Genomic DNA, 1,768 nt, shown 5'->3' with positions numbered 1-1,768 from the left:
ATGCACCGCAGGGATGGGTCTTTCTTCGAGCCGGGTTTTCAGGGCAGACAGCATCTCCTGTGTCAGGCGGGCTTTCTGTCCCCCGCCATGACGATCCACAAGGCCATCCGGGCCATCCGCATTGAAACGCAGCACCCAGTCACGGATACTCTGACGGTCTGTCCCCGCAAGCAGGGCCGCCTCGCCGCGCGAGGCGCCATCATAAATCGCCGCAAGCGCCAACAGGCGACGCGACTGACCCGCATGCCGGCTTCTGCGCGCAAGGCGTCGCAACTCCGAACTATCATGATCGTCACGCAGGGATAGAGGGCTGCCCATCCAGAATGCCTCCTTCAGAGAATGGTCTGCATCCTATGAATCACATTTTTAAACCGATGGGTACCACGTGAGTCAGGCCAAACAATGGTTGGTATCAGTTAGCGCGGCAGGCAAATGTCACGGTGCATTTCGCCCACGTAGCCCATGAAGCCGCAGCGTCCGTGTCATGGCGACAACACACTTTCGCGGTCGAATGGGAAAATGGTGATGAACGCGAGTTGAGCCCCCGAGTGCTTTCCAGACTGGCTTCATCCCCTATGATAACAACCCATTGATTTAAGTGCGGGAATCTGATTCAGGCTCTGTGAGGAGACTGGAGATGAGCGACCTGTTTTGGCTGCCGGACGAACAAATGGAGCGTCTGCGGCCCTTTTTCTTTAAGAGCCATGGTAGAGCCTGCGTTGATGACCGCCGAATGCTGAGCGGCATCATTTTTGTCAATCGGAACGGCTTGCGCTGGCGCGATGCGCCCCGGGAATACGGTCCACATAAGACGCTCTAAAACCGTTGGAAGCGCTGGGGCGCCATGGGGATCTGCGCCCGGATGATGGACGGTCTGGCTGCCGGAAAGGCAGAGCCCCAGACCATCATGACTGATGCGACGTATCTCCAGGCACACCGCACGGCTTCGAGCGTGCGGCTAAAAAAGGGGATCCAGGTCGCTTGATCGGCCGCACCAGAGGGGCATAAACACGAAGCTGCATGCGATCACCGACCAGAGTGGGCGACCGCTGAGCTTTTTCATGACTGCGGGACAGATAAGCGATTATACCGATGCCGCTGCCCTGCTGGATAGTCTTCCTGAAGCACAATGGATGCCGGGAGATCGCGGGGATGACGCCGACTGGTTCAGGGACGCCCTGGAAGCAAAAGGTATAAAAGCCCTGCATTTCAGGACAGAAATCTCGCGGAAAACCGGTCAGATACGACAAGAGAAAATATAAACGCCGCAATCGCATCGAGATCATATTCGGAAGGCTCAAGGGCTGGCGGCGGGTTGCAACCCGCTACAACAGATGCCCGACCGTCTTCTTCTCAGCCATCTGTCTCACCGCAACCGTCATGTTCTGGCTATGTGTCCCGAGCCTAGGGCCTGTTAGATCTTAAAATACTTCCTATATTGTATGGATTGAAGAAGGAGACGGAACAGGCACTTTCACTGATGAGACATGGGCGATCTGGGAACCGCTGATTGAGGCGGTTCGGCCAAGGGGCAAGACACCGCCCCATGATCTGCGGCGTACGATAGCAGCGATCTTCTGGCGTCATGAGAATGGTGCGAAATGGCGAAGTATCCCCGCTGAGCTGGGTCCGTGGTGGCGGGCGGCGCAGCTTTTCATCCGCTGGGCGAAACTGGGGGTGTGGGAACGCCTGCTCGAACTGGTTCAGGACCACCACGGAGTGGCGCTGGGCATGACTTTTCTGGATGGCACGAACATCAGGGCTCACC

The 1,768-nt window shown here is 57.2% G+C and carries 2 protein-coding genes and 1 pseudogene; 2 read left to right on the top strand and 1 reads right to left on the bottom strand.

Features of this window, described 5'->3' with window-relative positions; genetic code table 11:
* Positions 1-318: helix-turn-helix domain-containing protein (locus tag GEU01_RS21470; RefSeq protein WP_042711024.1), on the bottom strand; the 318-nt coding region annotated here is incomplete at its 3' end.
* 319 nt (positions 319-637) lie between these two features.
* Between GEU01_RS21470 and GEU01_RS25400 the strand changes: the two are divergent.
* Both GEU01_RS25400 and GEU01_RS25395 read left to right on the top strand, forming a co-directional pair.
* Positions 638-1,425 (top strand): annotated as a pseudogene (locus GEU01_RS25400) (IS5 family transposase).
* 69 nt (positions 1,426-1,494) lie between these two features.
* Positions 1,495-1,768 (top strand): transposase (locus GEU01_RS25395; protein ID WP_232272548.1); only part of this gene is annotated, 274 nt, incomplete at its 3' end.

Source organism: Komagataeibacter europaeus LMG 18890 (assembly GCF_000285295.1).
GTDB classification, from domain to species: domain Bacteria; phylum Pseudomonadota; class Alphaproteobacteria; order Acetobacterales; family Acetobacteraceae; genus Komagataeibacter; species Komagataeibacter europaeus.
Note: the sequence above shows the minus strand (reverse complement) of the source record. Positions and strands in the feature narration are given on the sequence as shown.